Raw genomic sequence first — 23,061 nt, 5'->3', positions numbered from 1 at the left:
GACGGGCGCGGAGTGTTCGCGGACGCGGACTCCGGGCCCCTGAGCGAGGAGATCGTATGAGCGGCGAGGGACGGCCGGGGGCGGCGGCGGTCGAGGCCGGGGGACTGACGGTCGGGATCGTGGCCGCCCGCTGGCACGAGAAGATCACCGACCAGCTCGTGGCGCGGGCCGTGCAGGCCTGCCGGGACAGCGGCGCCGAGGCGACCGTGGTCCGGGTGGCCGGATCCCTGGAGATCCCGGTCGTGGTCCAGGCGCTGGCCCGGCGCTGCGACGCGGTGGTGGCGCTGGGGGCCGTCATCCGCGGGGAGACCGCCCACTTCGACTACGTCTGCGACTCGGTCACCTCGGGCCTGACCCGGATCTCCCTCGACGAGGAGACCCCGGTCGGCAACGGGGTGCTGACCTGCGACACCCTCGACCAGGCCCTCGACCGGTCCGGCGTGCCGGGAAGCCACGAGGACAAGGGATACGAGGCCACCGTCGCCGCGCTGGAGACCGCTCTGATCCTGCGGGACCTGCGGGGCTGACGGGGACCGGCGCGGGGGGCGCGGCCTCCCGCCCCCGGTCCGGGCGGTGCGGTGGCGTGCGCGGGGGCGGCGGTGCGGTGCGGTAGGTTTCCTTCGGCGCCCGACCGGCCGCCCCCGCAGAGGAAAGTGATCTTCAGGTGAGCTCCGACATGGTCCCCGTCCCGTCCCTGCCCGTCGTGTGGCGGCCGAAGACGGGACGGATCGTGGCGTACGTCCTCGCGCTGGTGATCATGATCGGGGCCGTGGTCATGGCGGTCTTCCTGCCGCCGCCGTTCACCGTCTTCGACAAGGTCGGAGTGGTGGCGCTCGCCGGACTGGTCGCCTGGGTGCTGCACCTGCTCGGCCGGTGCCGGGTGGAGGCGGACGAGCGCGGGATCACCCTGGTCAACGGCCTGCGGGTGCACCGCTACGAGTGGGCCGAGGTGCTCTCGGTCACCCTGGTCGAGGGCGAGCCCTGGGCGAAGATCGACTTCTCCGACGGGATGACCATCGGGGCGATGGGCCTCCAGGGATCGGAGAAGTCACGCACCGTGCTCCAGGTCCGCGAGTTCGCCGCGCTCATCCGCGAACGCGGCGAGGCCAACGAGTCCCGCTGAACCTATGGCGACGCTGCGCGTCGCGGCTCGGGGGCTGGTGACCGGTGCCTTCCCTCGTCGCTCATCCGCTGCGCTCCTTCGCTCCTCAGTCCAGCGCACCGGCGCCCCCTCGCGGGCCTATGGCGACGCTGCGCGTCGCGGCGGGCTCAGGTCGTGAGGGCGGGCGGCTCCCATGACGCCGGGCCCGGGTTCGTGGTGCGCGTCTGCAGGATCTGCTCGATCTTGTCCGGCGACAGCGGCGGCGCGAAGTGGTACCCCTGGGCCAGCCGGTAGCCCAGCTGGTGGAGACGCTCGGCCTGGGCCGCGGTCTCCACGCCCTCGGCCACCGCCCGCAGCCGCAGCGCCTGGGCGATGTGCGCCAGCGAGGTGGCGATCGCCGCCTGCTCGGTGCTGCCGGTCACGCCGTCGACGAACAGCTTGTCCACCTTCAGCACGTCCACCGGGCAGGTGCGCAGCAGGCCGAGCGAGGAGTGGCCGGTGCCGAAGTCGTCCAGCGCGATCGGCACACCGAGGGCCTGGACGGCCTGGACCGTCTCCAGCGCGCGCCCGCCGTCGAACACGGCGGTCTCGGTGATCTCCAGCAGCAGGTCGGACGGGCGCAGCCCGTGCCGGCGCAGCGCGTCGGCGACGGTCTGGGCGAAGGCCGGTTCGAGCAGCTGCCGGGCCGAGACGTTCACGCTCATCTTGGCGGGTGCGGCCGGGCCGTACTGCCGCTGCCAGAGGGCCATCTGCCGGCACGCCTCGTACAGCACCCAGGTGCCGATGTCGACGATCATGCCGGTGCGTTCGGCGACCGGGATGAACTCCGCCGGGGAGACGAGGCCGCGCTCCGGGTGACGCCAGCGCACCAGCGCCTCCACCCCGGACAGCTCGCCGTCGGGCAGGGTGACCACCGGCTGGTAGAGCAGGAACAGCTCGCCGCGGGCCGGGGCGTGGCGCAACTCGGCGCTGAGCCGGGCGTTCTCGACGGCGCGGGCGTCCATGTCCTGGGCGTAGCGCACGCAGCGGCGCTTGCCCAGCTCCTTGGCGGAGTACATGGCCACGTCGGCGCGGCGCAGCAGCTCGCTGGCGTTCATCTCCTCCCCGCCCTCGACCAGGCCGATGCTGGCCTGCACGAGCAGCTCGTGGCCGTCGGCGGCGACCGGCGTGCCGAGCGCCGCGATGATCCGATCGATGATCTGGTCGGCCTCGGCGGAGGTCACGTCGTTCAGCAGCACGGCGAACTCGTCGCCGCCCAGGCGGGCGACCGTGTCGCCCCGCCGCACGCACTCCTGCAGCCGGTCGGCGACGGCCACCAGGAGGGCGTCGCCCACCGCGTGCCCGAGCCGGTCGTTGACGCCCTTGAAGTCGTCCAGATCGATCAGGGCCAGCGCGACGCCGCGCTGCGGGGTGCCGGCCAGGGCGCCGGTGGCGCGCTCGGTGAACAGGGCCCGGTTGGCGAGCCGGGTCAGCGCGTCGTGGCTGGCCTGGTGGGACAGCTGATCCTGGAGGCTGGCGTTGTCGTAGAAGGACACGATCTGGCGCAGCACCACCAGGGCGGTGATGGCGATCGTCCCGGCCGCGAGCACGCGGAGCTCCGTGCTGGAGTTCTGGGCCGAGATGAGGAGCATGGCGCCCGTCGCCGCGATGGCGCCGTACGGCAGCAGGCTGAACGGCCGCCGCCGTCGCTGCGGGGCGCGGGCGGGCTCGTCCATGACCTGCCACTGCCGTTCGACGGCGAGCCCGGTGAGGAAGGCGATGAGCGGGACGGCGAGGCTGGTGCTGGAGAGGTACGGCCGGTCGTGGAGGAGCGGGGCGAGCGCGCTGCTGGCCGCGCCCACGACGACCGACATCCCCAGGGCCGTCAGGACACGGCGGTGCAGCGGGCCGGCGCCGGTCAGCGCCAGCTTGACGGCGGTGAGCACCTCGAGGAAGCACAGCGCGACGACCGTGAGCACCGACGAGGACGTGCCCGTGGCGGAGAGCAGGCTCGGCGCGGTGCGCAGCGTCAGGTGCCACGCGAACAGCGTCGCGGCCAGCATGACGACCCCCGCGTCGAGCCCCAGGGTCAGCAGGGTTCTGCGTGAGCGCTGCCCGATCGGCAGCCGCAGCAGCGCCCAGATGGTGACCACCAGGGCGCCGAGGAACAGTCCCATGGCCACCGGCCCGACATGACGCTCGGGGAGACCGGGCGTGGTCAAGGACTGGTGGAGACCGGCCAGCAGGCCGGCCGAGAGAAGGCACATGGACGCGGCCAGGCGCCGCCAGAACGACCGCAGCGCCCCGGCCAGCGACCTCGAGACGCGGGCGCAGGCGAACGCGGCCAGCACGGTGGAGACGATGGACGGGATCCGGGCCGGGAGAGGCCATCCCGGCGGGAACGCCATCGCGAGGGCGAACCAGCCGGTGCTGAGCACGGCGAGCGCGGTGAGGGCCCAGAACGTCGGCCGGGCCCGGACGCGGCTCAGGACGGTGGGTGTGGTCGTGAGCGAGGGGGCGGTCCGTTCCCGCAGGTCAGCTGTCATCGTTCCGCCCTCCGCCATGCCGTGTTCATCTCCATGACGATGGACTCATCGGCGGGCGGGCGCCGGTCCTGAGGCGTTCTCGCCCCCCGATCGAGCGGGCGGTCCGGCTCCGGCTCAGGTCTCCTCGGAGAACCGCTCGGTCCCCTCGGCGTCCCCCGTGACGAGCAGGGTGTCACCGGCCTGGATGACGGTGTCGGGGGTGGCGTAGGTGAACCCGGCCCCGGGCTTCTTGACGCCGACGACGGTCACGCCGTACGTCTTGCGGATGCCGAGCTCGCGCAGCGCCCGGCCCTCGGCCCAGCCGGGGGCCTTCGTCTTGATCAGCGCGTAGTCCTCGTCGATCTCGACGTAGTCGAGCATCCGGCCGGTGACCAGGTGGGCGACCCGCTCGCCCATGTCGGCCTCGGGCTGCACCACGTGGTGGGCGCCGACCCGCCGCAGGATCTGCGCGTGCTGACGGCTGATCGCCTTGGCCCAGATGTCGGCCAGGCCCAGGTCGACCAGGATCGACGTGGTCAGCACGCTCGACTCGATGTCGGTGCCGATGCCGACCACGGCCCGGCCGAACTCGCCGGCGCCCAGCTGCGACATCGCGTCGGCGTCGGTGGAGTCGGCGCAGACGACGTGGGTGAGCCGCCCGGAGAAGTCCTGCAGGTTCCGGGAGTCGTTGTCCACGCCGAGGACCTCGACGCCGCGCAGGACGAGCTCGGTGGCGAGCGCGCCGCCGAACCGGCCGAGACCGATGACCATGACCGCGTCGCCGCGGTTCACCTTGTCAGCCAACGAGGGGTCGCTCCTCCGGGTAGCGGAACCTGCGGGTCTGGACGTTCAGCGCGAGCGCGGCGCCGAGGGTCACCGGGCCGAGCCGTCCGATGAACATCAGGGTCGTCAGGACCAGGTGCCCGGTGGGGCCGACGCCGGCGGTGATCCCCGTGGAGAGCCCGACCGTGCCGAACGCGGAGACCACCTCGAACAGTACGCGATCGAGGGTGAAGGGCGTCAGCACCATCATGACCAGCGTGCCGAGGACCACGGCGGCCACGCTGAGCAGGGCGATGGTGAGCGCCTGGCGCTGGATGTGCTCGGCGATGCGGCGGCGGCCCGCCGTGACGTCCGGCTCGCCGCGGATCTCGGCCAGGATGACGTAGCCGAGCAGGGCGAACGTGGTCACCTTGATGCCGCCGCCGGTGCTCGCGCTGCCCGCGCCGATGAACATCAGCACGTCGCTGACCAGCCAGGTGTTCTCGTGCATCTGAGAGGTGTCGACCGAGTTCAGCCCGCCGCTGCGGGTCATCGCGCTGTGGAAGAACCCGGCCAGGATCCGCAGGCCGGGAGCGAGAGGACCGAACGTCGCCGGGTTGTTCCACTCCAGGATCGTGACCGCCAGGGCGCCGCCGAACAGCAGGACCGCGGTCGCCCCCAAGGTGATCTTGGCGTGCAGCGACCATCGGGAGGGCCGCCGCCAGTCCTTGCGCAGGACGGCGTAGACGGGGAAGCCCAGCCCCCCGGCGACCACGGCCAAGGCCAGCGGCAGGCAGATCCACACGTCGTCGACGAAGCGCATGATGCTGTCGGGCCACAGCGCGAACCCGGCGTTGGTGAACGCCGAGACGGAATGGAAGATCCCGTAGTAGAGGGCGCGTCCGAACGGCTCGCCGTACCCGGTCATGAAGCGGACGGTGAGGAACGCGGCCGTCACCGCCTCCGCCAGAAGCGTGATCTTGACGACGCCCACGATCACCTGACGGACGTCGCCCGGCCCCAGGGTCTTGGTCTCGGCCTGCGTGTTGAGCCGCGCGCGCAGTCCCAGCTTCCCGGAGACGATCACCGCGAGGATCGAGGCGAGCGACATGATCCCGATTCCGCCGATCTGGATCAGCGTCAGGATCACGACTTCGCCGAACACCGTCCAGTGCGCGGCGGTGTCGTGCACGGCCAGGCCGGTGACGCACACCGCGGAGGTCGCGGTGAACAGCGCCGAGACCCACGAGGCCTCCTCGCCCTCCGCGACGGAGATCGGGAGTGAGAGCAGCGCCGTACCGACCAGGATCACCGCGAGGAACGCGACGACGACGACTCTCGACGGGGTGTTGATCTGTCTGGCCGCGTAGTTCACCGGGAAGAGAATACGCCTGCTTCCATCCGTCTTCGATCACATACACCCTGATCGGTCCTCATGTCGGGCCGCCCGCCGGGCGCTGGCCCGCCGTACCGCCCAGGACGTAGCCTGAGGCGGTGCTGAGGCGGACGAACACGGCATCGGACCTCCAGTCGCCCGGACGGCTCGCGGAGCTGCTCGGCCGGGAGGCGTACCTGGCCGACGAGGGGCTGGCCACGGCGGCCTTCCTCGCCCTGCGCATGGGGCGGCCCCTGTTCCTGGAGGGCGAGGCCGGGGTCGGCAAGACCGAGCTGGCCCGGACGCTCGCCGCCGTGCTGGACGCGCCGCTGATCCGGCTCCAGTGCTACGAGGGCCTCGACGGCTCCCAGGTCCTCTACGACTGGGACTTCGCCCGCCAGCTCCTGCACCTGAAGGCGGCCGAGGCGAGCGGGGTCACCGACGCCGCCCGGCTGGAGGGGGAGGTGTACGACCGGCGCTTCCTGATCGCCCGGCCGCTGCTGCGCGCGGTCGAGACCCAGCCGTGCGTGCTGCTCATCGACGAGATCGACCGGGCCGACGTGGAGTTCGAGGCGATCCTGCTGGAGGTCCTGTCCGACTTCGCGATCTCCATTCCGGAGCTCGGCACGGTCCGCGCCCCGACCCCGCCGGTGGTCGTGCTGACGTCCAACCGCACCCGCGAGGTCCACGACGCGCTGAAACGGCGCTGCCTCTACCACTGGCTGGAGCACCCCTCCTTCGAGCGCGAGGTGGCGATCCTGATGCGCAGGCTCCCCGAGTGCTCGGCCGTCCTCGCCGAGCAGGTCGCCGGGGCGGCCCGGCGGCTCCGCGAGGCCGACCTGGTCAAGCCGCCCGGGATCGCCGAGACCCTCGACTGGACCGAGGCCCTGCTGACCCTCGGCGCCCGCGAGCTCGACCCCGGCCTGGCCGCGGCCACGCTGGGCGCCCTGCTCAAGCACCGCGAGGACCACGAGGTCGTGCTCGCGAACGGATTCCCCGGTGCGCCCCGCGGCTGACGGCCCCGGCCTCCCGGACGCCGACGACCCGGGCCTCCCGGACGCCGAGGACCCGGGCCTCCCGGCGGGGGGCGGCTCCGGTCTCCCCGAGACGGCGGCCGGGGAACTGGTCACGGTCATGACGGGGTTCGCCAGGACGCTGCGGGCCGCCGGCGTGCCCGCCGATCACGAGCGGACCCAGAACCTGCTGCGCGCCCTGTCCTGCCTGGACGCCTCCCGGCCCGGCGACGTCTACTGGGCGGGCCGGCTCACCCTGTGCTCCTCCGCCGACGACCTGCCCCGCTACGACCGGGTCTTCCGCGCCTACTTCGGCGGCCTGCGCGCGGGCCGCGCCCGGCCGGGCGCCGTCACCCTCATCCGGTACGCCTCCCTGGCCGGGGAGTCCCGGGACCGGGGGGAGGGCGGCGAGGAGAGTCCGGCGCTCGCCGCGGGGGCGAGCGCGGCGGAGGTGCTGCGCCACCGCGACGTGGCCGCGATGAGCGCGGCGGAGCTGGCCGAGGCGCACCGGATGCTCGCCCTGCTCAGGACCGTCAGGGAGCGGCGCGAGTCACGGCGTTTCCGGCCGGCGCGCCGGGGGCGGCTGGACCCCCGCAGGACGATCCGGGAGGCCCTGCGGCGCGGCGGCGAGACCGCCAGGCTCCGCTACCGGGAGCACCGGACCAAACCGCGCCGGGTCGTGCTGGTGGTGGACGTGAGCGGGTCCATGACCCCCTACGCCGACACCCTGCTGCGGCTGGCCCACGCGGTGGTCAGGTCGGAGCCCCGCGCCACCGAGGTGTTCAGCGCCGGCACCCGCCTGACCCGGCTCACCGCCGAACTGCGCCACCGCGACCCCCAGGCGGCGATGACCGCCGTCTCGCGCGCCATCCCCGACTGGAGCGGCGGGACCCGGCTGGGCGAGGAGATCCGCCGGCTCCTGGCCCTGGGCGACGCGCGGGGCGCGACGGTGGTGATCGCCTCCGACGGCTGGGAGCGCGGCGACGTCTCGCTGCTCGGCGCGGAGATGGCCCGGCTGTCCCGTACGGCGCACCGGGTGATCTGGGTGAACCCGCACAAGGGCCATGAGGGCTACCAGCCGCTGACCGGCGGGATGCGCGCGGCGCTGCCGTACGTCGACGACTTCGTGGCCGGGCACAGCCTCGCCGCCTTCGAGGAGCTGGCCGGGCTGCTGGCGGGGGTGCGGGAACGGCCGCGACGGGGAAGGAGGCTTCCATGAGATCGCACGTCGCGGGGCTGCTGCTGGCGGCCGGATCGGGGTCGCGCCTGGGCACGCCGAAGGCGCTGGTGGAGTATCGGGGAGAGCGTCTGGTGGACCGGGGGGTGCGGCTGCTGCACGACGGCGGCTGCCACCCGGTGGTGGTGGTCCTCGGAGCCGCGACCGTGCAGGTGCGCGGGGCGGTGACCGTGCGCAACCCCGGCTGGCGGTCCGGGATGGGCTCCTCGCTCCGGACCGGCCTCGACGCGCTCCCCCCGGACGCCCGGTACGTGGTGGTCGCGCTGGTGGACCAGCCGCTCATCGGGGCGCCGGTGGTGCGGCGGCTGGCCCGGGCGGCGCTGGAGGGTGCGACACTCGCCGTGGCCACGTACGGCGGCGAGCGGCGGAACCCGGTGCTGATCGCCAGGGAGCACTTCGCGGGGGTCGCCGAGCTGGCCGTCGGCGACGTCGGGGCCCGGCCGTTCCTGCGCGCCCACCCCGAGCTGGTGGTCGAGGTGCCCTGCGACGACGCGGGCGATCCCGCCGACATCGACACGCCCGCCGACCTCGCGCGGCTGTGAGCCGGGCGGGCGGAACGCCCTGGGCCGCGTGCCGTCCGGTGACGGGGCGTTCAGCGGCGGGCCGGTTCGGCGACCGGCGGGTCATTCGGTGACGGGTCGTCCGGTCGCGGGCCGTTCAGCGACGGGTCGTCCGGTCGCGGGCCGTTCAGAGGCGCAGGGAGGCCACGGCGGCGCGGTGGTCGCTGCCGACGGCGTGCTCGACGCTCGCGCTGGTCGCGGTGAGGCCGCGGTAGAGGATGTGGTCGGGTCGCGTGACCGGGAAGGAGGCCGGCCAGGTGAAGCCGAAGCCGGCGCCCGCCTCCAGGTGGGCGTCGGAGAGCGGCGGCACCAGGCCGGAGCGCTTGCGGTCGGTGGTGGCGGTGTTGAGGTCGCCCAGGAGCAGCAGGTTCTCGCTGCCGTCCGCCTCGATGACCCGCCGCGCGTGGGCGAGGGTGTGGTCCCGCTGGGCCGTCTCGCCGGGCCGGGCCGAGGCGAGGTGCATGACGTAGACCGTCACCTCCCCCCTCGGCGTCTCCACGACGGCGCGCAGCGCGCGGGTCCAGCCCAGGCCGATGTCCACCGTGCGGTGCCCGGTGATCGGGAAGCGGCTCCACAGCCCGATCGTGCTCACCTGCACCCGGTGCGGGAAGCGCTTGTCGAGCTCCTTGGCCGCGGGACCGCCGGGGGTCAGCTCCTGGGCGGCGAACAGGTCCCGGTCCTTGGCCACGGCGCGCACGGCCTTGCCGGAGTCGGAGTTGGCCACGCCCACGTTGAGGGTGGCGACCGCCAGGTCGCTCGGCCCGCCCGGTGCGGTGCGCAGCAGAGCGGGACCGAACATGATCCCCCACACCACCCCGGGGAGCACCGCGGCGGCGACCGCCTTCCGGGAGCGGGTGAGCAGCGCGCCGAGCACCAGCAGCGGGACGGCGGCGCCCAGCCAGGGGAGCAGGCTCTCCAGCACCGTGGTGAACCCGCCCAGTTCCGGCAGGAGCCGGTGTCCGCCGAGGAGCAGGGCCAGCGCCACCGCCCCCGCGATGATCACCCGTCTCAGCGTGGGCCCCCTTCTCTGCCGGAGTAGAAAGGGGTTGATGCCCCAAAATGCGTAGGCTACCCGGCTTGGTTGGGGAATGCGCGGGCTTGGTGCTCGGCCGTCTACTCGATAGCCTTTGTTGCGGAGACAACGGAACAACATTCGGTTTTTGCGGCGCGACCGGAAGGACGAACCACGATGCGCATCGGTATGGCCCTGAACTACTCGGGCGGCTTCAAGGAGACGGTGGCCGAGCTGGCCGACTACGAGAAGGTCGGCCTCGACATCGTCTTCGTCGCCGAGGCCTACAGCTTCGACGCGGTCAGCCAGATGGGCTACATCGCGGCCAAGACCGAGCGGCTGCAGATCGCCTCGGGCATCCTGCCGGTCTACTCCCGGACCCCGACGCTGCTGGCCATGACCGCCGCGGGCATGGACTACGTCTCCGACGGCCGCTTCACCCTCGGCCTGGGAGCCTCCGGCCCGCAGGTCATCGAGGGCTTCCACGGCGTGCCGTACACCGCGCCGCTGGGCCGTACCCGCGAGGTCATCGAGATCTGCCGCCAGGTCTGGAAGCGCGAGCGCGTCACCTACGAGGGCAAGCACTACACGGTCCCGCTCCCCGCCGACCAGGGCACCGGCCTGGGCAAGCCCCTCAAGCTCATCAACCACCCGGTCCGCGACCGCATCCCGGTCGTGATCGCCGCCATCGGCCCCAAGAACGTCGAGCTCGCCGCCGAGATCGCCGAGGGCTGGGAGCCGATCTTCTACATGCCGGAGAAGGCCGCCGACGTCTGGGGCCCCTCCATCGCCGCCGGAAAGGCCAAGCGCGACCCCGCCCTGGGTGAGCTGGACGTCATCGCCCAGGCGAGCCTGGCCATCGGCGACGACGTGTCCGGCTGGCTGGAGCTGGGCCGCCCGATGGCCGCGCTCTACATCGGCGGCATGGGCGCCAAGGGCAAGAACTTCTACAACGACCTGGCCCGGCGCTACGGCTACGAGAAGGAGGCCGAGCAGATCCAGGAGCTCTACCTGTCCGGCAAGAAGGACGAGGCCGCCGCGCTGGTCCCGCAGGAGCTCCTGGAGTCGATGTCGCTGATCGGCTCGGAGGGCTTCGTCCGCGACCGCATCCAGGCGATGCGCGAGTCGGGCGTGACGACGATCAACGTCACCCCGCTGGCCCGCACGCACGAGGAGCGCATCCGCCTCATCGAGAAGGTCAAGGAGCTCGTCTCCTGACCTCCTCCGCGGAGCCCTCTCTTCGCTGAACCCCTTCCCGGGGACCCTCCGTCCCCGGGCGCTCCGGTCTTCCGGGCCCTCGCACGCCATCCCCGGGACTCCCTCCGTACGGCGGGGCTCCGGGCGGCCGCTCGAACACGGGCGGCCGCCCGGGGCCCCGCTTCTCTCGTTTCCGTAAACGGATGGTAACGGAGAGTTATGTCTCTCCCGGGCGGAGTCTGCGCCGGCCCCGGGGTGACCGGGCGGGCCGGAGGGGCGCCATCGTGTTCCACATCACATCGACGATGCGGAATCAGCCCTGTTCACGAGCTGTTCAAGCCCTCTGTGAGGTTCTCCCTGGTGCTCGTGCGGCTGGTCGGCCGACTCCACGTCGACCTGTGCCGCCTCAACAGCGATCTCTGTCGCTGAACGCGCTTCCGTATCCCCATTCCTCACCCGCATGACCGTGTCCGCCCCGGCATGCCCTTTTCGAAAGTCGCGTTCGTGAAGAGATTCTCCTTCTCCCTGCAGTTGCTGCTGGGCCTCGTCGTCGGCGTCGCCCTCGGGTTCGTCGCCAGGGCCGGCGAGGTCACCTGGCTCGCCGACACCCTGACCGAGGTCGGCAGGATCTTCGTCCAGCTCCTCAAGCTCGCCGTCCCGCCGCTGGTCTTCACCGCCGTCGTGGTCAGCGTGGCCAACCTGCGCAACGTCAACGGGGCCGCCCGGCTCGCCGGCAGGACCCTCCTCTGGTTCATGATCACGTCGCTGGCCGCGGTCGCCGCCGCCATCGGCCTCGGCCTGCTCATCAACCCCGGCCAGGGCGTCACCATCGCCACCGAGGGTGCCGAGCCCGTGGACCTGGAGGGCGCCGGAACCTGGATCGACTTCCTGACCGGCATCGTCCCCACCAACATCGTCACCGCCTTCACCGAGCTCAACGTCCTCCAGATCGTCTTCCTGGGAGTCGTCCTCGGCGCCGCCGCGATGGCGGTCGGCGAGAAGGCCGAGCCGTTCCTCGCCTTCAGCCGCTCCGTCCTGGAACTGGTGCAGAAGGCCCTGTGGTGGGTCATCCGCCTGGCCCCGATCGGCACCGCGGGCCTGATCGGCAAGTCCGTGGCCACCTACGGCTGGGACCTGCTGGCCCCGCTGGCCAAGCTCAGCGCCGGCGTCTACATCGGCTCCGCCGTCGTGCTGCTGGTGATCTACCCGGTGCTGCTCTCCCTCGTCGGCAGGGTCAGCCCGCTGACCTTCTACCGCAAGGCCTGGCCCGCCATCGAGCTGGCGTTCGTCTCCCGCTCCTCGGTCGGCACCATGCCGCTGACCCAGCGGATCGTCGTCGACCGGCTCGGCGTCGACCGCGACTACGCCTCCTTCGCGGTGCCGTTCGGCGCCACCACCAAGATGGACGGCTGCGCCGCGGTCTACCCCGCCCTCGCCGCCATCTTCGTGGCGCAGGTCTTCGGTCTCCCGCTCGGCCTCGACGACTACCTGCTGATCGCCTTCGTCTCCGTGGTCGGCTCCGCCGCCACCGCGGGCCTGACCGGCGCGATCGTGATGCTGACCCTCACCCTGAGCACGCTCGGCCTGCCGCTGGAGGGCGTGGGCCTGCTGCTGGCCGTCGACCCGATCCTCGACATGATCCGCACGGCCACCAACGTGGCCGGGCAGATGGTCGTCCCGGTGCTGGTGGGCAGGGCCGAGGGCCGTCTGGACACGGCGGTCTTCAACGCCCCGCCGCAGCCCCTCGACGAGGCCCCCCGGCAGGACGCCGAGACCGGCGAGGATCGCGAGCTCGTCTCCGCCTGAGCGCCCGAGCCGTTCACCCCTCCGCCCCCGGCCCCGCGCTTCCCCGGCCGGGGGCGGAGCAGCCCGTCGCCACCGCGGCTCCGAGGGGTGAGCGGGAGGGCGCGAGGTGTCCCGCGCCAGGGCATGTCCCGGAGAAGCGCCAGGGCATGCCCTGGAGAAGAGGCGCTGGACGCGGGCAGCGACTGTGGCGCCGATCGTGTTGCCGGCGGCGGCATGGTCAATAGCATTCAGGCATGACCTCCACCCATTCGGGCGCCCCGTCCGGCACACACGCCGGGCGCCGCGAGCGTCTCGCGGCCCTGCTCCCCGCTCACGAGGCGGACGCGATCCTGGTCACCCGCGCCGTCAACGTCCGCTACCTGACCGGCCTGGTCAGCTCCAACGCGGCCGTGCTCGTCACCGCCGACGGCACGGCCGTCCTCGCCACCGACTCCCGCTACGCCGAGGCCGCCCGGGCGCTCTGCGAGGGCATCGAGGTCGTCGAGCAGCGCGACGTCGCCGGCGTCCTCGTCGCCCGTGCCCCCCGGGTCGCCGTCGAGGCCCACCACATGCCCGTCGCCGACTACTTCCGCCTCGGCGAGCGACCGGGAACGGACCTGATCCGGCTCACCGGGCTGGTGGAGTCGGTACGCCGGATCAAGGACGAGGCCGAGATCGAACTGATCCGCACCGCGTGCGACCTCACCGACCGGGCCTTCGCCGACGTGCTGCCCATGCTGCGGCCGGGGACGACCGAGCGGGAGATCGCCCGGGCGCTGGAGGCGCGGATGGCGGAACTGGGCGCCGACAAGCCCGCCTTCGCCACGATCGTGGCGTCCGGGCCCAACGGCTCCGTGCCGCACCACATGCCGACCGACCGGCCGCTGGAGCGCGGGGACCTGGTCACGATGGACTTCGGGGCGCTGTACGGGGGCTACCACGCCGACATGACCAGGACCGTGGCGATCGGCGAGCCCGACGCCTGGCAGCGCGAGCTGTACGAGCTGGTGCGCGCCGCCCAGCGCGCGGGCCGGCGTGCCGTACGGCCCGGCGCCGCCGCCCACGAGGTCGACGCGGCGGCCCGCGACGTGATCGTCGCGGCGGGGTACGGCGAGCGGTTCAGCCACGGCCTCGGCCACGGTGTGGGCCTGGAGATCCACGAGGAGCCGTTCCTGTCCCCGGCGAAGCCGGAGCCCGGGCGGGAGCACGGTAGACTTGACGATCGAGTTCCGGTCACCGTTGAGCCCGGGGTCTACCTGCCGGGTAAGGGCGGTGTCCGCATCGAGGACACACTCGTGACGCGTCAGGACGGACCGGAGCTCCTCACACGGACGACCAAAGAGCTGCTTGTCCTTTAAAGAGCGGCCGTACGCAGGAGAGACCAGTGGCGACGACGAACGACCTCAAAAACGGCCTTGTGCTCAAGCTCGAGGGCGGTGAGCTCTGGACGGTTGTGGAGTTCCAGCACGTCAAGCCCGGCAAGGGCGGCGCGTTCGTGCGCACCAAGCTGAAGAACGTGATGTCCGGCAAGGTCGTCGACAAGACCTTCAACGCGGGCGTCAAGGTCGAGGTGGCCAACGTCGACAAGCGCGAGATGCAGTTCTCCTACATGGACGGCGACGACTTCGTCTTCATGGACACCGAGACCTACGACATGCTCCACGTCTCCCGGGCCGCGGTCGGCGACTCCGCCAACTACCTGCTGGAGAACATGCTCGCCACCGTGGCGGTCAACGAGGGCAACGTGCTCTACGTCGACCTGCCCGCGGCCGTCGAGCTGATCATCGCCGAGACCGAGCCCGGCCTGCAGGGCGACCGCTCCACCGGCGGCACCAAGCCGGCCAAGCTGGAGACCGGCGCGGAGATCAAGGTTCCGCTGTTCATCACCACGGGCGAGAAGGTCAAGGTCGACACCCGCACCGGCGATTACCTCGGCCGGGCCTGATGTCGGCACGGGGTAAGGCGCGCAGGCGCGCGCTGGACATCCTGTTCGAGGCCGAGGCACGAGGCGAGGACCCGCTGCGGGTCCTCGCCGAACGCCTGGAGCGGAAAGAACCCCCGGTCAACGAGTACACCGCGACCCTCGTCGAGGGCGTGTGCCGCCATCGGGCCCGCATCGACGAGCTGATCACCACCTACGCCGAGGGCTGGACGCTCGACCGCATGCCCGCGGTCGACCGCAACCTGCTCCGCGGCGGCACCTACGAGCTGCTCTGGATGCCCGACGTCCCCGAGGGCGTCGTCATCAGCGAGTGGGTCGGCCTGGCCTCGGAGCTGTCGACGGACGAGTCCCCGCAGTTCGTCAACGGCCTGCTGGCCCGCTTCAAGCAGCTCAAGCCGTCCCTGGCGCTGTGAGGGGCCCCGCGCGGCGGTTCCCCGGGGAAGATCCGTCCCGGGCGCTCCCCGGGGGAGATCCGTCCCGGGCGGGCGCCGGGGGCCGCGCGGCGTAAGCTGGGCTCGTCACCGAACGAGGAGGCGATCCTAAGTTGCACGCCGTAGGCCTCTCACGCACATCGGGCACCCCGGCGGTCCGCACCGCCGTCGTCTGGGACGTCCTGCGGACAGTGCTGGCCGGCCAGGTGGCCGCGACCGGCCGCGGGCGGCTCGACATCGTCGACGCCGGAGGCGGCACCGGCGGGTTCGCCGTGCCGCTGGCCGAGCTCGGGCACGCCGTCACGGTCGTCGACCCCAGCCCCGACTCGCTGGCCGCGCTGGAGCGCCGTGCCGCCGAGGCCGGGGTGCGGGTGCGGGCGCTGCAGGGCGACGCCGCCGACCTGGGAGAGCTTCTCCCGGCGGGCGCCGCCGATCTGGTGCTCTGCCACAGTGTCCTGGAGTACGTCGACGACCCCGTCAGCGCGCTGGCGGCCATGGGCGGCCTGCTGCGCGAGGGCGGAGCGGTCAGCGTGCTGGCGGCCAACCCGCTCGCCGCCGCGCTGCACCGCGCGGCCGCCGGCCGCTTCGACGAGGCCCGCCAGGTCCTGGACGATTCCCGGGGACGCTGGGGCGACCGGGACCCCACGCCCCGGCGCTTCACCCGCGAGTCGCTGACCGGGCTCCTGGCGGCCACCGGGTTCACGCCGGGGGAGGCGCACGGGGTGCGGATCTTCGCCGACCTGGTGCCGAGCAGGCTGCTCGACGGCGAGCCGGGGGCGGCGAGCGCCCTGACCGCCCTGGAGCAGGCCGCGGCGGAGCATCCGGTCCTGCGGGACATCGCGACCCAGCTGCACATCCTCGGTCACCGGTGAGACTTGCATCGAACGTCTGTTCGCATAGGATGGCGCCGTGTCGAGAAAGCAGCAGGTGCCGCGGCCCGGTTCGGACCTGGGTGACGACGACACCGGCTGTTCCATCCTCCATGTGGACATGGACGCCTTCTTCGCCAGCGTCGAGCTGCGCGAGCGCCCGGAGCTGGCGGGCATGCCCGTCATCATCGGCGCGCCCGGCGCGCGGGGCGTGGTGCTCAGCGCCACCTACGAGGCCAGGAGGTTCGGGGTGCACTCGGCGATGCCCATGACCCGGGCCCGCAGGCTCTGCCCCCAGGCCGTGATCATCCCGCCGAGCCGCGGGAAGTACACCGAGGTCTCCCGGCGGGTCATGGAGATCTTCCATGAGATCACCCCCGAGGTCGAGCCGATAGCCTCCGACGAGGCATTCCTCGACGTGGCCGGGGCGCGCAAGCGGCTCGGCCGCCCGGCCGTGATCGCCGCCATGATCCGTGAGCGGGTCGCCGCCGAGCACGGCATCACCTGCTCGGTCGGGGTGGCGAGCACCAAGTTCGTGGCCAAGCTGGCCTCGCAGCACTGCAAGCCCGACGGCCTGCTCGTCGTCCCCGCGGCGAAGGTGGTGGAGTTCCTCCACCCGCTGCCGGTGGCGGCCCTGTGGGGCGTGGGGGAGCGCACGGAGCAGTCCCTGGCGCGCCTCGGGATCAGGACCGTGGGAGATCTCGCCGAGACCCCCGTGGACACGCTCCGGCACGAGCTCGGCCACGCGGTCGGCGCCCACCTGGCGGCCCTGGCCTGGGGCCGCGACGAGCGCCGGGTGACGCCGCACGCGCCGGACAAGAGCATCGGAGCCGAAGAGACATTCGTCACAGATGTTGATGATCCAATACGGATTCGCAGGGAGCTGCTCCGGCTCTCGGAGCGGGTCGCCGCCCGGCTCCGGGAGGGTGGCCACGTCGGCCGCACGGTGATCGTCAAGCTCCGCCGCGCGGACTTCACGACCCTCTCCCGGTCCCGGACGCTGCGGGATCCCACCGACGTCGCGCAGGAGCTCTACGCGACCGCCTGCGACCTCTACGCCGCCTCAGGCCTGGAAAACACGGCGCTCCGGCTCGTCGGGGTGCGGGTGGAGAGCCTGTCCCCGGCCGACGGGGCGGTCCGGCAGCTCAGCCTCGGGGAACGCGAGTCGGGCTGGCGGGAGGCCGAGCGGGCGATGGACCGGGCGGCCCGCAGGTTCGGCCGGGACGTCGTGCTCCCGGCCTCGCTCATGCCCCCTCCGTTTGATGAAATGGACCCATGACGTCGCCTCCGGTTTGGACTACGTTGGACGTTTTCTTTCGTCTACGTCTACAGCCTCGTATTCTGGGGATAACCGACCGCGAGGTTCGGACACCCCGTGTCGTCCGTCACCGTCTTCCCCGTCCTGGGGCCGTCCTTGGGAGGCGCCGTGCCGCTCTCTGAGCACGAGCAGCGCCTGCTCGACCAGATCGAGCAGGCCCTCTACGCCGAGGACCCGAAGTGGGCCAATACCGTCAGGATCAGTGATCCACGCAGTCATTACAAGCGCCGCCTGGTCAAGGCCTCCCTCGGCTTCGTCCTGGGCGTCGTCCTGTTGATGGTCGGCGTTGTGATTCAACTCATCCCGCTCGGCGTCGGCGGTTTCGTGGTCATGCTCGCCGCGTGTTTGTGGGGTCTATCCAGTTGGAAGCGGATGAACGGGTTCGGTGAGACCACCGGGTCGCCCGCTCGTCCGGAGGGCAAGCAGGGACGCCGCAGCGGCGGCTCCCGGCCCGGGTTCATGGAACGGATGGAAGAGCGCTGGCGCCGTCGCCACGACGAGCGCTGACCTTCTTCCGGCCCTCCTGGAACCGCCGACCATGACGTGAGCCGTCCCCTGCCGGGGGCGGCTCACGGCGATCCGCCGAGTGTTTCCTCGGCGACCCCGGCAAAGCCCTCAGAGCCCCGGCGACCCAAGAGCGTCCCGGGACCCCGCCGAACCTGCCGGCATCCGCGGGCCGCACGGTGGTCCGCTGAGCGTGCCGGGGATCCGTGAGCTGTGCCGGTGATCCCCGCCGGCCGTTCCGGGACCTGCCCGGCGGACGGAGGGGGCCCGGCTCGCGCCGGACCCCCTCCCCGTTCTCTTCCCGGCCGCCGCCGGAGGGCCCCTACGCGTTCCTGCGGGCGGGCCGGCCGATCCGGATGTTCTCCAGGCGGTCGAAGCCGTCGAGCATCCGCGTGCCCAGCGCCCGCGCCCGCAGCAACGTGGACGGCGGCAGCAGCACCGCCCGGATCCTCCTGCCGCGTGACACGGTGGCGGCCAGTGCCCGCCGTACCCGGCGGACGTCCTCGCGGAGCGAGCCGGTCTCGCCGGGCGTCCGGGCGAAGAGCATGCGCTCCACCGCCTCGGCCAGCTTCGCCATCGACGCCGCGGCCTCGGGGGAGAACTCGTACTGCTCGCTCAGGCGCCGGGCCAGCGCCCGGGGGCTCTCGCTGGGCTGGCGGGACATGCCGTAGTCGCACAGGGCGTCGTCGAGCTCGGCCCAGGCCGCGGCCACCCCGGCCTCGCCCCGGTTGCTCCTGACCGCCACGACGCCGGGGCCCCCGCCGGGACCCTCCCCGGCGGACCCGACGACCACCGCCGGGCGCGAGTAGACGCGGCGGCGGCGTGCGCGCTGCTCCCAGCGGAGCATCGCGGGGACCAGGAGGAGGAGCACCACGACCACGGCCCCGATGCCGATCTTGGCGGCCGTCGGCATCCCCTCGTCCACCGTGATCGGCGTACCGCCGAACTCCTGGTCGAGCAGGGGGTTGCGCCGGTTGTTCGCCGCCCCGGTGGGCGTGTCCGAGCCGGTGGGGCCGGCGCTGGGCTGCGCGGTGGGCTCGTCGTCCCCGCCGGTGGTGACCTCCGGGAAGGTATAGGGCGGCCGCGTCGCGGTGCCCTGCCCGGCGGGGCCGGACGGGGTGGGCTCGAAGCGCAGCCAGCCCGCCCCCTCGAAGTAGAGCTCGGGCCAGGCGTGCGAGTCGTGGGTGCGGACGTTCCACCGTCCGGAGACGCTGGTGCCGCCGGTGTAACCGATGGCGACCCGGGAGGGGATGTCCACGGCCCGCGCCAGCACCGCCATCGCGGCGGCGAACTGCTCGCAGTACCCGGCCCTGCTGCGCAGCACGAAGTCCGACAGCGCCGGTCCGTCGTGGCCCTGCGTGGCCAGCGTGTAGCTGAACCCGCCCGTGGTGGTGAAGAACTCCTGAAGCTTGACGGCCTTCTCGTAGGGGGTGGCGCCCGCCTCGGTGACCTCCCCGGCCTTGTCGAGGATCTCACGGGGGAGGTTGTCGGGCAGGGTCAGGTACCTCTGCTGGATCGCCTGCGGGATGGCCCCGGCGGTCTTGAGGTTCTCCGCCGTGGGCCGGGGCTCGTTGCTGACCACCTGGTAGGTGAGGCCCTCGGCGGTGTCCCGGGTGGAGAAGACCATCAGGGTGTCCCGGTCGGGCCGCCAGTCGCCCTCGATCCGGACGCGGCTCGCCGGGTACGGCAGAGGCAGGAAGTTCATGTTCCTGACCTCTTCGCTCACCGTGACCTCGAGGGACACCTGGGAGGTGGGCACGGACTGGCCCTGACCGGGCGGCGGGGGCAGCGGCGCGTCGGAGATCAGGTCGTCGGGGCGGCCCTTGGTCTCCGGCATCGTCCACTGCTCGCCGTCGAAGTTGTCCAGCGAGTAGAGCCGCAGGTAGCGCGGCAAGTTGTCGCTGGTGGTGTAGGTCAGGACGGTGGAGTTGCCCGGGAGCGAGAGCTCCCCGCGCAGGTTGACGATCGGGTTGGGAATGCTGATCGAGTTGCCTCCCCGGCCGTTGCCGTCCCCCACGCCGAACCCGAACAGCGGGTCGGGCTCCAGGGTGGGCAGCAGGGACGGCAGCAGGATGGCCAGCGCGACCGCGGTGACGCCGACCCGCTTGCCCGACAGCCGCAGGGTCCCGGTGTCGGCGGCGGGGCGGGGCGCGATGAAGGACGGGGTCCGGCGCACCAGCACCGCCCGGCCCCAGTGGCTGACCCGCTCCTGCCCGTCGGCGACCAGCAGTCCCAGGAACCCCAGCGCGCCGATGACGACCGTCGGCCAGCTGAGCGGGTCGCCCAGGAACGAGGCCGGCACCACGAACAGCGAGAGCAGCGGCAGCCCGGCCAGCGCGCTCCGCCGCAGCCGGGCGGAGCAGAAGTCGACCATGATCGCGATCAGCCCGACGCCGCCGCAGGTCAGCAGGACGATTCCGGCGTTGTCCGGGACGGGGACGGCGAAGCGCTGGATGTCGGCGAAGCCGGCGGCGACCAGCCGGAGCAGTCCGACGAGCGACTCCTTGGTGGGCACCACCCGGGCCCAGGCCTCGTCCCCGGTGAACACCGCCGTCAGGTAGATCCAGAACGCGAACAGCTGGGCCAGGGGCGCCAGCCAGTTCGGCAGCGTGTAGCGGGTGGCCAGCATGCCGACCGAGGTGACCACGAGGATGGCCCCGAGGCTCGCCCAGAACCAGGCGCCCGCCTGGAACAGGGGGTAGAGCGTGAGGGCGACCGCTCCGGTGGCCACGCCCGCCGCGATGGGAAGTCTCATGAACCACCGTTCCCGCTGAGTGCGAATCTCCCGCGTTGCCCGGCGGCCGGCCACACGCTCGCGATCGAGACGCCCGCGGGCAGCCGCACGATGCGCCAGCCCGCTCCGGCGAGCGTCGCCTGCGCCGCCTGGTACTCCTCGCCGTCGCAGAGGTCGGGCCGCTCCCAGCCCGCCACGTCCAGCATGACGGCCACGCCGGTCATGTTGCCGTGCCGGACCCGGGCGAGCTTCTGCGCCTCCTCGACGGTGACGCCGCCCAGCACGGCCACGACGAGTCCGTCGCCGCCGCCCTGCCGAAGGGCGGCGACGCCGTACTCCAGCGACCGCGCCGAACTGGTCCGCACCACCGCCAGCGTGTCCAGCAGCGACCAGCTCAGCCCGGTGTCGGTCAGATGCTCGGGACCTTGGTCGGTGACCAGCCGCAGCCCCAGCCCCTCACGGGCCAGGTGCACGCCGATCGAGGCCGCGGCCGAGACCGCCGCCTCGAAGGAGGAGCGCGGCCCCTCGCCCCGGTGCGCGTACCTCCGCGTGTCCAGCAGGAGCGCGCCGCGGCTCTGCCACTGCTGCTCCTCGCGCCGGACCATCAGCTCGCCGTACCTGGCGGTCGAGCGCCAGTGCACCCGCCGCAGGTCGTCGCCCTGCCGGTACTCGCGCGGGGCGACGTCGTCGTCGCCGGCGGCGGCCACGCTCCGGGTACGGCTGTCGCCCCCGCCCGTCCACTCGCCGGACAGGCGGACGTGGGGCAGCGGCACCACCTGCGGGGTCACCACCAGGGTGTCGCTCACGGTGAACGACCGGGTCAGCTCGACCAGGCCGAAGGGGTCGCCGATCCGGATCGAGAGCGGGCCGATGACGAACCTGCCGCGCAGGTCCGAGCGGACCCGGTAGTCGATCTCCCGGATGCCCCGGGGCTCCACCCGGTCCAGGACGAACCTGGGACGGGCCCCGAGGGCGTAGGGGACGGTGTCCTCGATCATCAGCAGGCCGGTGGGCAGCCGGGTCACGTTCTCCAGCCGGAGGGTCACCGTGGCCTCGCTGCCCGCCTCGGCCCGGGGCGGGTCGAGGCGCCGCGCGCAGCTGAGCCGGTAGCGGGTCCGGGCCACCACCATGGCCGCGAGCAGGGGCAGGGAGACGATGAGCACCCCGATCCTCAGCAGGTCGTGCTCGCCCAGGAAGAACGCGCACATCAGCGCGGCGAGACCGGAGCCGATGAAGGAGCGGCCGCGGGTGGTGAGCGCTCTCAAGCCGGACATCACGCCACCGCCCCGTCCCGCGGGACGGCGGCCGCCGGTCCGGCGCCGCGCCCGCTCATCGGGCCTGCGCCTCGGGTACGGGCACCCGGCGGACCAGGTCGGTGATCACCTGCTCGGGCAGGCGGCGCTGGCCCTGGGCCTCGACGCTGGGCAGCAGGCGGTGGGCGAGGACGGGCAGGGACAGGGCCTGGAGGTCGTCGGGGATGACGTAGTCACGGCCGGCGAGCGCCGCGTGCGCCCGCGCGGCGCGGACGAGCTGCAGGGTCGAGCGCGGGGAGGCGCCGAGCCGCAGGTCGGGGGAGTGCCGGGTGGCGGTCACCAGGTCGATCGCGTACCGCTTGATCGACTGGGAGACGTAGATCGCGCGGACCGCCTCGATCAGCGCCTTGACCTCGGCGGTGGTGGCCACCGGCTCCAGCTTGTCGATCGGGGAGGCCGAGCCGTGCACGTCGAGCATCTCCAGTTCGGCGGCGGGCTCGGGGTAGCCCATCGCGATCCGCGCGGTGAAGCGGTCGCGCTGCGCCTCGGGGAGGGGGTAGGTGCCCTCCATCTCGATGGGGTTCTGGGTGGCGATCACCATGAAGGGGGCGTCGAGCTGGTAGGTCACCCCGTCGACGGTGACCTGGTGCTCCTCCATGCACTCCAGCAGGGCGGACTGCGTCTTGGGGGAGGCCCGGTTGATCTCGTCGCCGACCACGATGTTGGCGAACACCGGTCCGGGCTTGAACTCGAACTCACGGGTCTGCTGGTTGTAGGCGCTGACCCCGGTGATGTCGCTGGGCAGCAGGTCGGGGGTGAACTGGACGCGGCGTACGGGGCAGTCGATGGATCGTGCCAGCGCCTTGGCGAGCATCGTCTTCCCGACACCGGGCACGTCCTCGATGAGGAGGTGCCCCTCGGCGAGCAATACGGTCAAGGTCAAGCGGACGACGTCGCTCTTGCCCTCGATCACCGATTCGATCGCCTCGCGGATCCGGTGCGCGGTGGCGACCAGATCGTCGAGCCGAGGTGGGACGTCATGGGTTACTGCCACCAGGCCTCCATGAGGGTGCGGCGGGGCGCGCCGGGGGGTACACGTCAAAACTCGGCGGGGCCTGGGCGGCCCCTTCTTATCCCATTGTGAGTACCGACACTACGACGCCGTGGGTTCCAGGGCGACTTTATGCGGCATCGGGGCTGTTTTGTGGATGAACATGCCACAGTGTGCGGCGCGATCGTCGCGTTCTCACGCGGCGGACGTACGGATCTCGTGACACACGGCGGCCCGCGCTCCACTGCGCTCCACCACTTTCCTCCACCGGTTCTTCTCCCTACCACTCTGCCCCACTTTCCGTGCTCTCCTCCGGGGCGCCGCCGGCTCCCCGCCGGGCCCCTCCCGGTTTCGCCGGGGGCTTGCGTCCGCGTGATCGTCCGGCTTGTGACGGCATATCCGACACGCCGGT

At 72.5% G+C, this 23,061-nt stretch carries 20 protein-coding genes; 13 read left to right on the top strand and 7 right to left on the bottom strand.

All coding sequences use genetic code 11. The features are described from left to right. The first annotated feature begins 56 nt into the window (after positions 1 to 56). Together ribH and Plo01_RS03095 are read left to right on the top strand one after the other, a co-directional pair. Positions 57 to 527, top strand: coding sequence for a 6,7-dimethyl-8-ribityllumazine synthase (ribH, locus tag Plo01_RS03100; RefSeq protein ID WP_203888916.1), 471 nt, complete (start codon positions 57 to 59; stop codon positions 525 to 527). 137 nt (positions 528 to 664) lie between these two features. After that, a complete protein-coding gene (locus Plo01_RS03095) occupies positions 665 to 1,123 on the top strand; it encodes a PH domain-containing protein (protein ID WP_203888915.1) in 459 nt (152 codons plus the stop codon). Between the two features lie 146 nt (positions 1,124 to 1,269). Here Plo01_RS03095 and Plo01_RS03090 read toward each other — a convergent pair whose 3' ends face one another. The 3 genes from Plo01_RS03090 to Plo01_RS03080 form a co-directional block, all read right to left on the bottom strand. Then, on the bottom strand, positions 1,270 to 3,627 hold the full coding sequence (locus Plo01_RS03090; protein WP_203888914.1) for a putative bifunctional diguanylate cyclase/phosphodiesterase: 2,358 nt from the start codon (positions 3,625 to 3,627) through the stop codon (positions 1,270 to 1,272). 114 nt (positions 3,628 to 3,741) lie between these two features. Continuing rightward, the gene (locus Plo01_RS03085; RefSeq protein ID WP_239315831.1) at positions 3,742 to 4,410 is read right to left on the bottom strand and encodes a potassium channel family protein; all 669 of its coding nucleotides are present in this window, start codon (positions 4,408 to 4,410) and stop codon (positions 3,742 to 3,744) included. Next, the gene (locus Plo01_RS03080; RefSeq protein ID WP_203888913.1) at positions 4,403 to 5,743 is read right to left on the bottom strand and encodes a TrkH family potassium uptake protein; all 1,341 of its coding nucleotides are present in this window, start codon (positions 5,741 to 5,743) and stop codon (positions 4,403 to 4,405) included. The genes Plo01_RS03085 and Plo01_RS03080 overlap by 8 nt, the downstream gene beginning before the upstream one ends. Before the next feature lie 119 nt (positions 5,744 to 5,862). Between Plo01_RS03080 and Plo01_RS03075 the strand changes: the two genes are divergently transcribed. The 3 genes from Plo01_RS03075 to Plo01_RS03065 are packed head-to-tail and all read left to right on the top strand — an operon-like array spanning position 5,863 to position 8,535. Beyond that, complete coding sequence (locus Plo01_RS03075; protein ID WP_239315830.1) at positions 5,863 to 6,759, top strand: AAA family ATPase; 897 nt, start codon at positions 5,863 to 5,865, stop codon at positions 6,757 to 6,759. After that, a complete protein-coding gene (locus Plo01_RS03070; protein ID WP_307837355.1) occupies positions 6,743 to 7,975 on the top strand; it encodes a vWA domain-containing protein in 1,233 nt (410 codons plus the stop codon). The genes Plo01_RS03075 and Plo01_RS03070 overlap by 17 nt, the downstream gene beginning before the upstream one ends. After that, positions 7,972 to 8,535: a nucleotidyltransferase family protein gene (locus Plo01_RS03065; protein ID WP_203888912.1), complete on the top strand. Its 564-nt coding sequence runs from the start codon at positions 7,972 to 7,974 to the stop codon at positions 8,533 to 8,535. Before Plo01_RS03070 ends, Plo01_RS03065 begins: the two co-directional genes overlap by 4 nt. Positions 8,536 to 8,680: 145 nt before the next feature. On the opposite strand, the gene Plo01_RS03060 is transcribed toward Plo01_RS03065, so the two are convergent. After that, a complete protein-coding gene (locus Plo01_RS03060; protein WP_239315829.1) occupies positions 8,681 to 9,556 on the bottom strand; it encodes an endonuclease/exonuclease/phosphatase family protein in 876 nt (291 codons plus the stop codon). 186 nt (positions 9,557 to 9,742) lie between these two features. Between Plo01_RS03060 and Plo01_RS03055 the strand changes: the two genes are divergently transcribed. The 8 genes from Plo01_RS03055 to Plo01_RS03020 all read left to right on the top strand — a co-directional run bounded on the left by Plo01_RS03055 (position 9,743) and on the right by Plo01_RS03020 (position 17,614). Continuing rightward, positions 9,743 to 10,783: an LLM class F420-dependent oxidoreductase gene (locus Plo01_RS03055; protein WP_203888910.1), complete on the top strand. Its 1,041-nt coding sequence runs from the start codon at positions 9,743 to 9,745 to the stop codon at positions 10,781 to 10,783. A gap of 459 nt (positions 10,784 to 11,242) precedes the next feature. Then, positions 11,243 to 12,568, top strand: coding sequence for a dicarboxylate/amino acid:cation symporter (locus Plo01_RS03050; protein ID WP_203888909.1), 1,326 nt, complete (start codon positions 11,243 to 11,245; stop codon positions 12,566 to 12,568). A gap of 233 nt (positions 12,569 to 12,801) precedes the next feature. Next, positions 12,802 to 13,905 (top strand): M24 family metallopeptidase, encoded by a 1,104-nt coding sequence (locus tag Plo01_RS03045; protein ID WP_203888908.1) that lies wholly within the window; start codon positions 12,802 to 12,804, stop codon positions 13,903 to 13,905. Between the two features lie 26 nt (positions 13,906 to 13,931). Then, positions 13,932 to 14,492 carry an elongation factor P gene (gene efp / locus Plo01_RS03040; protein ID WP_203888907.1) on the top strand — a complete coding sequence of 187 codons (561 nt, stop codon included), beginning with the start codon at positions 13,932 to 13,934 and terminating at the stop codon, positions 14,490 to 14,492. Next, positions 14,492 to 14,902, top strand: coding sequence for a transcription antitermination factor NusB (nusB, locus tag Plo01_RS03035; RefSeq protein ID WP_203888906.1), 411 nt, complete (start codon positions 14,492 to 14,494; stop codon positions 14,900 to 14,902). The genes efp and nusB overlap by 1 nt, the downstream gene beginning before the upstream one ends. A 131-nt stretch (positions 14,903 to 15,033) precedes the next feature. Next, the gene (locus Plo01_RS03030) at positions 15,034 to 15,792 is read left to right on the top strand and encodes a class I SAM-dependent methyltransferase (protein WP_203888905.1); all 759 of its coding nucleotides are present in this window, start codon (positions 15,034 to 15,036) and stop codon (positions 15,790 to 15,792) included. Positions 15,793 to 15,829: 37 nt separating this feature from the next. Beyond that, positions 15,830 to 17,068 carry a DNA polymerase IV gene (locus Plo01_RS03025; protein WP_203888904.1) on the top strand — a complete coding sequence of 413 codons (1,239 nt, stop codon included), beginning with the start codon at positions 15,830 to 15,832 and terminating at the stop codon, positions 17,066 to 17,068. A 147-nt stretch (positions 17,069 to 17,215) separates the two neighbouring features. Then, a complete protein-coding gene (locus Plo01_RS03020; protein ID WP_203888903.1) occupies positions 17,216 to 17,614 on the top strand; it encodes an SCO2097 family morphological protein in 399 nt (132 codons plus the stop codon). A gap of 319 nt (positions 17,615 to 17,933) precedes the next feature. Here the strand turns inward: Plo01_RS03020 and Plo01_RS03015 are convergent, their stop codons facing one another. The 3 genes from Plo01_RS03015 to Plo01_RS03005 are packed head-to-tail and all read right to left on the bottom strand — an operon-like array spanning position 17,934 to position 22,652. Beyond that, entirely contained in the window at positions 17,934 to 20,366 is a 2,433-nt protein-coding gene (locus tag Plo01_RS03015; RefSeq protein ID WP_203888902.1) for a transglutaminase TgpA family protein, read from the bottom strand. Next, a complete protein-coding gene (locus Plo01_RS03010) occupies positions 20,363 to 21,619 on the bottom strand; it encodes a DUF58 domain-containing protein (protein ID WP_307837353.1) in 1,257 nt (418 codons plus the stop codon). Before Plo01_RS03010 ends, Plo01_RS03015 begins: the two co-directional genes overlap by 4 nt. 55 nt (positions 21,620 to 21,674) lie before the next feature. Next, entirely contained in the window at positions 21,675 to 22,652 is a 978-nt protein-coding gene (locus Plo01_RS03005; RefSeq protein ID WP_203888900.1) for an AAA family ATPase, read from the bottom strand. Positions 22,653 to 23,061: the final 409 nt, after the last annotated feature.

This window comes from Planobispora longispora (genome assembly GCF_016863135.1).
In the GTDB taxonomy this organism is placed as follows: domain Bacteria; phylum Actinomycetota; class Actinomycetes; order Streptosporangiales; family Streptosporangiaceae; genus Planobispora; species Planobispora longispora.
Note: the sequence above shows the minus strand (reverse complement) of the source record. Positions and strands in the feature narration are given on the sequence as shown.

Coding starts and splice junctions, on each gene's coding strand:
- Plo01_RS03015 (WP_203888902.1), bottom strand. CDS start 20,366: ATGAGACTTCCCATCGCGGCGGGCGTGGCCACCGGAGCGGTCGCCCTC.
- nusB (WP_203888906.1), top strand. CDS start 14,492: ATGTCGGCACGGGGTAAGGCGCGCAGGCGCGCGCTGGACATCCTGTTC.
- Plo01_RS03055 (WP_203888910.1), top strand. CDS start 9,743: ATGCGCATCGGTATGGCCCTGAACTACTCGGGCGGCTTCAAGGAGACG.
- Plo01_RS03065 (WP_203888912.1), top strand. CDS start 7,972: ATGAGATCGCACGTCGCGGGGCTGCTGCTGGCGGCCGGATCGGGGTCG.
- Plo01_RS03090 (WP_203888914.1), bottom strand. CDS start 3,627: ATGACAGCTGACCTGCGGGAACGGACCGCCCCCTCGCTCACGACCACA.
- Plo01_RS03050 (WP_203888909.1), top strand. CDS start 11,243: ATGCCCTTTTCGAAAGTCGCGTTCGTGAAGAGATTCTCCTTCTCCCTG.
- ribH (WP_203888916.1), top strand. CDS start 57: ATGAGCGGCGAGGGACGGCCGGGGGCGGCGGCGGTCGAGGCCGGGGGA.
- Plo01_RS03010 (WP_307837353.1), bottom strand. CDS start 21,619: ATGTCCGGCTTGAGAGCGCTCACCACCCGCGGCCGCTCCTTCATCGGC.
- Plo01_RS03045 (WP_203888908.1), top strand. CDS start 12,802: ATGACCTCCACCCATTCGGGCGCCCCGTCCGGCACACACGCCGGGCGC.